Here is a 6,434-nt window from a genome sequence, read left to right as displayed (position 1 = left end):
CTCGTAAGGAAAGAAAAAGCACCCGCTATACTTTTAGCCTTAACCATGACCAGCATATCTTTAACGGTTCCTCTACTGAAGTTTTTAATACATGAAAGTCGCCCAATGGTGGGGCTGTATGAAAACTGGGAGACTTTTTCTTTTCCGAGTGGTCACACCACATTAAACATAACGCTCTACTTGTGCATCCTCCTCCTATTTACTCATCACTTTAATGTTAAACACAGAATATTGACTGGCCTCACCATCTTTTCATTACTGTTCCTTATATGCTTTTCTAGAGTTTATCTGAATGCGCACTGGTTAACTGATATTGTCGGCGGGGTGTTTTTAGGGACAGGATGGGCTTGCCTTTTTTTCTATCTATTTTTGCGCCAACTTTCTCAGAATCGAACCAACAAAAGCTCTTCCATTTACTTCGCAATACTTATTGCAAGCATTTTAACAGTATGGCCGCTTCACTCCTTTAAAGTTTTTCAAAATGACGTAACAAGGTACACTTCAAAAGACCATTAGATGGCTGCAATTACTTTATTAAAATATTAAGCCAGACCCAAACAACAAGCAAAAATGTCATAAAAACCGATGCTGACCCAAGATCCTTGGCTCGGCCGCTTAATATATGCCATTGCGTTCCCACGCGATCCACAACAGCTTCGATAGCTGAATTTATAAGCTCCACTACCAATAGCAAGATGAGAGATGCCCCCATCATCGCTTTTTCTATAGGCAAGTAATTCCCAAAGATAGGAATTGGCATCAACAATGCAAGGACCACTAATTCTTGACGAAATGCCGATTCATGCACCCAGGCAGCACTCAAGCCTTTTAGAGAACAAAAAAGAGCTTTATTTAAACGTACGAGACCTGTTCCATTCCATTTATCTAGATCAGCCATTTTTTCAACACTTCCAAGTTTACAAAGAAGCCAGTAGGATAGGCTCGATACCTTAAGGTCTGATTAAGTCTCTCCGCTTGATCATGGATTCTGATACAAAACGTTCTCTATCAGCCACGCCGATAATCGTCATCGAGGCGCACGATATCGTCCTCGCCGAGATAGGCGCCGCTTTGCACTTCGATGAGTTCCAGTTCAATGCGGCCGGGATTTTCCAGACGATGGGCGATGCCCAATGGAATGTACGCAGACTGATTTTCACCCAACAGGAAGACCTCGTCTCCCCGGGTAACACGCGCCGTGCCCGAGACCACGATCCAGTGCTCGGCGCGATGATGATGGCGTTGCAGTGAAAGGCGGGCGCCAGGATGTACGCGAATATGCTTGACCTGAAAGCGCGCGCCCTGCTCGACGCATTCGTAACTGCCCCATGGGCGATAGGCGCGCCGATGAGCGACGCCTTCCTGTCGCCCGAGCGATTGCAGGCGCGCGACTAGAGTTTTGACCTCCTGAACGCGGTGACGATCCGCCACCAGCACGGCATCAGAGGTTTCGACGACGACCAGGTCCGAGATCCCGAGCGTCGCGACCAAACGCGACTGCGACTGTACCCAGGCGTCTCGCGTATCTTCCGCGATGACGTCGCCGCGCAGCAGATTGCCGTCAGCGTCTTTCTGCGCGACGTCCCACAGCGCCTGGTAGGAACCCACATCCGACCATCCCGCCGCCAGGGGAACGACGACACCGGCTCGGGTATGTTCCATGACGGCGTAGTCGATGGATTCGGCGGCGCATTCGGCGAACGCGTCCGACTCGGGACGTAGAAAATCGAGATCTGCTCTACGTCCGGCCCAGGCCCTGCCCACCGAGGCATGCATGGCCGGTCGCCAATGTCTCAGCTCTTCGAGGTAACGATCCCCTCGCAACAAGAACATGCCGCTGTTCCAGAGATGATGGCCGCCATTGGCAAATTCGCGTGCATGCTCGACATCCGGTTTTTCCACGAAGCGTATAAGCGGCTGCAAGCCCGCCGTGACGTCGGCAACTTCCAGATAGCCATAACCGGTTTCCGCTCGCGTCGGCACGATGCCAAACGTCACCAAGTCACCTCGCCCCGCCGCCGGCAGCGCCGCCTGCAGTGCCTCGTGGAAAGCCGCCACCTCGCCGAGATGGTGATCGGAAGGCAACACCAATAGGGGCGCGCCTCGGTTCGCACTGTCTTCACGCGCCTGCTGGCAAAGCGCCGCCATGGCGATAGCCGGCGCGGTGTCGCGTCCCTCGGGTTCGAGCACGATATCCGCCTCACAGCCGATTTCACGCAACTGCTCGGCGACCAGAAAACGATGGGCATCCGCGCAGACGACGATGGGACGCGCCACATCGAGTCCTTCCAGGCGCAAAAGCGTCGCTTGCAGCAGGCTCCGCTCACCAAGTAGCGCCAGGAATTGCTTGGGCGTATCGCGACGCGACAGAGGCCACAGGCGTGTTCCATTACCGCCAGCGAGAATCACGGGCGTCAGCATGGCATCTTCCTTATCCGAGCATATCTCTGAACCTACGGTAACCAGCCGCCACTGCAGGCGCCAGCCCTGTCATACATCGCCTTGACAACCTCCCCCCGCTTCCCGAGGATTAGCGCCTTGTTTCCCGAACGAGGCGGATCGCCACTCATGCCGTTGTATCGTGTCTCGCTCAATGGCGTTGCGCGCTGGTATTACATGCGCACACGCTTTGCGTTCACTTCCCACCTCGCGTTGTCGCAACCCGGCACGACACGACAAATGGAAGCGGTAGGCAGCAGTCGCTTCTTTCTCGATGAGGCGTCGAATACGCTATTCAAACTGGTGGCCGACAAATACGTCGTGCAGCGTCACCCTTTCAAATGGTGGATTCGCGATATCCTGGAGAAGCGTCTGCTCGGCGGTTTCGATGCCCTCAAGGAATGGCGGGCCAACACCTGCATCCGCCGGGCTGGACTGCGCGCCATCGAGTGTCGTGGTGTCGGCGTGGCCCTCAACCCCTTCAATCCGTTGGGATCACTGCTGGCCATGGAACATCTCGACCGAGGCGAGTCCGGCGCGGATTACTTTCGCCGCCAGGAAGAAGACGCACGCTTGGCATTCCTGCAACGCGTATGTGACGACGCCGTGGCCTTGATTCGTCACGGCTACTATCATCGCGACTTTCATTATGGCAACTTGCTGCTCGATGACGCTGGCGAGATCGTTTGGATCGACACCCACGTCAAACGCCTGCCGCAAGATGCAAGCCAACGTCGCCAGACCATTGTGGCCATGCTTAGCCCCACGAAATTGCAAGGCGAGCGTTACCGAGCATTCGCCGAAGCGTATCTGATTCGCCAACTCGCGCTATAGGGATTAGCCCCATCAGGGAAGACACTCATGCCAACGCCCAAACGCTTTGCCTTCGTCATTGCCGATCTATACGGCGGTGGCGCGGAGAAATCACTGCTTTACACGGCTGACGGCCTGTGTCAGCGCGGCCACGTCGTGAAGATTTTCATACTACGTGACAAGATCGAGCATCGCCTGCCGGAAGGATTGGAGATCGAGAATCTCGGGGTCATCAATCGCTTCAGCAAGCTGTTCTCCACCGTGTGGGTGGAAAAATGGCAAGCCACGCGTATCGCGCGCGCATTGAGCGCATTTGCCCCGGATGTCGTGCTGTCATGCTCCTGCGACAAGATCACCCGGCACCTGACATTCCCCAACTTGTGGTTCTGGATCAAGAGCGATATCTCGGCGAAATTCAGCGATCCCGACCAGCGCACCAAGGCATTCGCCAAGGTGCACCGCTTCTATAGCGGACGCAACGTCGTCGCCGTCTCCCAGGGCGTCAAAGACAACCTGCTCAATGTCATCGGACTGCAGCCGGCCGAGATTCGCGCCATCTACAACCCTTACGAGCGAGCACCCTTCCTGCGCATGGCCGAGGAATCGGCGCCAGTACCGGACGGCGAGTACCTGATCAATGTCGGTACGTTTGAAGCGCGCAAGCGTCATGACCGCCTGCTGCGCGCCTATAAGGCCAGTGGCGTGACGACCCCGCTGGTCCTGTTGGGCAAGGGTAAGGGCGATGAAGAAGCCAATCTTCGCGCGATGATAGAAGACATGGGACTCGCCGAACGCGTTATCCTGCCGGGCTATCAAACCAACCCCTACCCGTTCATTCGCAACGCCAAGGCCTTGATCCTGACCTCGGACGCCGAAGGGCTACCACGCGCGCTCATCGAATCGCTGCTGCTCGACACACCGGTGGTCAGCGTCGACTGTCCCTCCGGTCCGCGTGAAATCCTCTCCGGCGAACTCGCCGATTTCTTGGTCCCGCTTGAAGACGAAACGGCGCTGGCCGACGCCATCGCTCGTATGGATGCCAACCCGGTCCGCGTGGCCGAGGCGCATTACCGCCCCTTCCTCAAGGAGACCGTGCTGCCGCAGTTCGAAGCCTTGGCGAAGTAACGATACGCCTTACACAATTGAGCTCGCGTCCTGAAGAAACACCTTGAACGCCTGCCATAACGGGCTGCGATAACGCTCAGGATGCCACAATAGCGAGAAGTCACGGACCAAATGTAGTGGAGTCTCCAGCGCGACGAGTTCGCCGCGCTCGAGTTCGCCCGCCACGCTGAGCCTCGATAAACAACCAAGACCGAGGCCAGCCCGCACGGCCTGCTTGATGGCCTCGTGTTGGTCGAGTTCCATGCGCACCCGCAAGCGCGCTACATGAGGCCGAATCGCCGCTTCGAAGATCGCGCGAGACCCCGAACCGCCCTCTCTCAGGACCCATTCGGCGGCCTGCAGATCCTCAGGCGACAACCGCGACTGAGCAGCGAAACGCTGTGTCGGAGCACAGACAATCACCATCTCGTCGCGACACCAGAACTCACTGGACAGACGCGGTTCAGTACACTGCCCTTCCACCAGGCCGAGATCGGCGTCGTATTGCAATAAGTCGTCGATCACGCCTTGCGTATTACGCAGCCGTAGTTGGAGGTCCGTCTCCGGATGAACCTCGCTAAAGCGACCCGCCAGCCGCGGCAACAGATAAGTACCCACGGTGGCACTAGCCGACACTTGCAAACGCCCGCGTAATGCCCCTTGCGGCTCACGCGCCGTTTCCACCAGTACCGTTAACCCCTCTAACAACTGCTCAGCCTGTGGTAATAACCGCCGGCCGGCATCGTTGAGCGCCAGACGACGCCCGAGACGCTCGAACAGCGCTACGTCAAGCTGGTACTCAAGATCGCTCAATGCCTGACTGCTCGCCGACTGTGAAAGATGCACGCGCTGAGCGGCGGCACTCACAGAACCAGCGCGCGCCACATTCACAAATACATCGAGTTGGCGGAACGTTACCTTGGATGTCATATCGGATTTACTTAAATGGCATATCGTTATTACTCGATATGAGGTTACACGATGCACGCCTACCCTGTCCTCTTCATCGGCATTCGAGAGGAAACATCATGTGGCAGGGGCTCAGTTTATGCATCGCATTGACGCTAGGCGGGTTCGCCATGGCTAGATTGCCAGGCATCGCCTCGAGCGGCGTCAGTCCGCTAGTGTTTACCTTATTGCTAGGACTGATGGTGGGCAATTTACCCCTGGCACGACGCTTGTCTGGCGTGGCACCAGGACTCCAGTTCGCTACCCGCCATCTATTGCGTGCCGGCATCGTATTATTCGGCTTTTCACTGACCTTGCAGCAGATCGTGGGGCTAGGGCCAGCCATCATCGCTCTTGATGTCCTTGTGGTAAGCGTCGTCCTGGTGACTGGCTATCTGATCGGCACGCAAATACTAAAGCTCGACCGCGACACCGCCTTACTGACAAGCGCCGGTAGCGCGATTTGCGGAGCCGCCGCAATCCTGGCTACCGAAAGCATGATTCGTGCTCGTCCCGCCGCTACATCAATGGCGGTGGCTACCGTCGTGCTGTTCGGTTCGCTATCGATTCTAGTCTATCCGCTGATCTACCCTCTTACGCAGATGCACGAGGGCCTATTTGGCATCTATATTGGCGCCACCGTACACGAAGTCGCCCAGGTGGTAGCCGTCGGCGATGCAATCGGGCCCGAAGCGCTAACCAACGCAGTGATCGTCAAGCTGGTACGCGTCATGCTGCTAGTACCCTTTCTGCTAGTGATCGGGCAGTGGTGGCATCGCCGTCAGGTTCGCGACGGTGAATTCCCGGCAACCCGAGGTTCGCTCGTCATTCCTTGGTTCGCCTTCGGCTTTCTCGCCATGGTAGTCCTCAATAGCATCGTGGCTCTGCCCGCTCTCTTGCATCAGGGTCTCGTGACGAGCGGGCAAATCACCCTAGCGATGGCCATGGCCGCACTGGGATATGAAACACGATTAGAGAAACTCCGCGCTCTGGGAATCAAACCCTTCCTGCTGGCATTAATGCTGTTCGTGCTCTTGCTGATCGGCGGCGGATTGATAACACCTTGGCTCATGCGCTGAATTCGCAACGTAAAACGGCGCCCGAGGGCGCCGTTTGGTCATGAGCGAGCT

7 protein-coding genes are annotated in these 6,434 nt (G+C 56.5%); 4 read left to right on the top strand and 3 right to left on the bottom strand.

Features of this window, described 5'->3' with window-relative positions; all coding sequences use genetic code 11:
- The coding region (locus L1075_RS14960) for a phosphatase PAP2 family protein (RefSeq protein ID WP_246942605.1) at positions 1 to 516 on the top strand (516 nt) is incomplete at its 5' end.
- A gap of 10 nt (positions 517 to 526) precedes the next feature.
- Here the strand turns inward: L1075_RS14960 and L1075_RS14955 are convergent.
- Complete coding sequence (locus L1075_RS14955; protein ID WP_075368764.1) at positions 527 to 898, bottom strand: diacylglycerol kinase; 372 nt, start codon at positions 896 to 898, stop codon at positions 527 to 529.
- A 110-nt stretch (positions 899 to 1,008) separates the two neighbouring features.
- Positions 1,009 to 2,421 carry a mannose-1-phosphate guanylyltransferase/mannose-6-phosphate isomerase gene (locus tag L1075_RS14950; RefSeq protein ID WP_075368765.1) on the bottom strand — a complete coding sequence of 471 codons (1,413 nt, stop codon included), beginning with the start codon at positions 2,419 to 2,421 and terminating at the stop codon, positions 1,009 to 1,011.
- Between the two features lie 147 nt (positions 2,422 to 2,568).
- Between L1075_RS14950 and L1075_RS14945 the strand changes: the two genes are divergently transcribed.
- Both L1075_RS14945 and L1075_RS14940 read left to right on the top strand, forming a co-directional pair.
- Complete coding sequence (locus L1075_RS14945) at positions 2,569 to 3,273, top strand: hypothetical protein (RefSeq protein ID WP_246894570.1); 705 nt, start codon at positions 2,569 to 2,571, stop codon at positions 3,271 to 3,273.
- 27 nt (positions 3,274 to 3,300) lie between these two features.
- Positions 3,301 to 4,377 (top strand): glycosyltransferase, encoded by a 1,077-nt coding sequence (locus L1075_RS14940; RefSeq protein WP_246942603.1) that lies wholly within the window; start codon positions 3,301 to 3,303, stop codon positions 4,375 to 4,377.
- Between the two features lie 9 nt (positions 4,378 to 4,386).
- Here L1075_RS14940 and L1075_RS14935 read toward each other — a convergent pair whose 3' ends face one another.
- Positions 4,387 to 5,286, bottom strand: a complete 900-nt coding sequence (locus tag L1075_RS14935) for a LysR substrate-binding domain-containing protein (protein ID WP_040243512.1) — start codon at positions 5,284 to 5,286, stop codon at positions 4,387 to 4,389.
- A gap of 149 nt (positions 5,287 to 5,435) precedes the next feature.
- Between L1075_RS14935 and L1075_RS14930 the strand changes: the two genes are divergently transcribed.
- The gene (locus tag L1075_RS14930; protein WP_245798131.1) at positions 5,436 to 6,383 is read left to right on the top strand and encodes a YeiH family protein; all 948 of its coding nucleotides are present in this window, start codon (positions 5,436 to 5,438) and stop codon (positions 6,381 to 6,383) included.
- Positions 6,384 to 6,434 lie beyond the last annotated feature (51 nt).

Source organism: Chromohalobacter beijerinckii, from assembly GCF_023061185.1.
GTDB classification, from domain to species: Bacteria; Pseudomonadota; Gammaproteobacteria; order Pseudomonadales; family Halomonadaceae; genus Chromohalobacter; species Chromohalobacter beijerinckii.
This window is presented reverse-complemented; position numbering and strand designations above follow the sequence as displayed.

Coding starts and splice junctions, on each gene's coding strand:
- L1075_RS14955 (WP_075368764.1), bottom strand. CDS start 898: ATGGCTGATCTAGATAAATGGAATGGAACAGGTCTCGTACGTTTAAAT.
- L1075_RS14950 (WP_075368765.1), bottom strand. CDS start 2,421: ATGCTGACGCCCGTGATTCTCGCTGGCGGTAATGGAACACGCCTGTGG.
- L1075_RS14945 (WP_246894570.1), top strand. CDS start 2,569: ATGCCGTTGTATCGTGTCTCGCTCAATGGCGTTGCGCGCTGGTATTAC.
- L1075_RS14940 (WP_246942603.1), top strand. CDS start 3,301: ATGCCAACGCCCAAACGCTTTGCCTTCGTCATTGCCGATCTATACGGC.
- L1075_RS14935 (WP_040243512.1), bottom strand. CDS start 5,286: ATGACATCCAAGGTAACGTTCCGCCAACTCGATGTATTTGTGAATGTG.
- L1075_RS14930 (WP_245798131.1), top strand. CDS start 5,436: ATGGCTAGATTGCCAGGCATCGCCTCGAGCGGCGTCAGTCCGCTAGTG.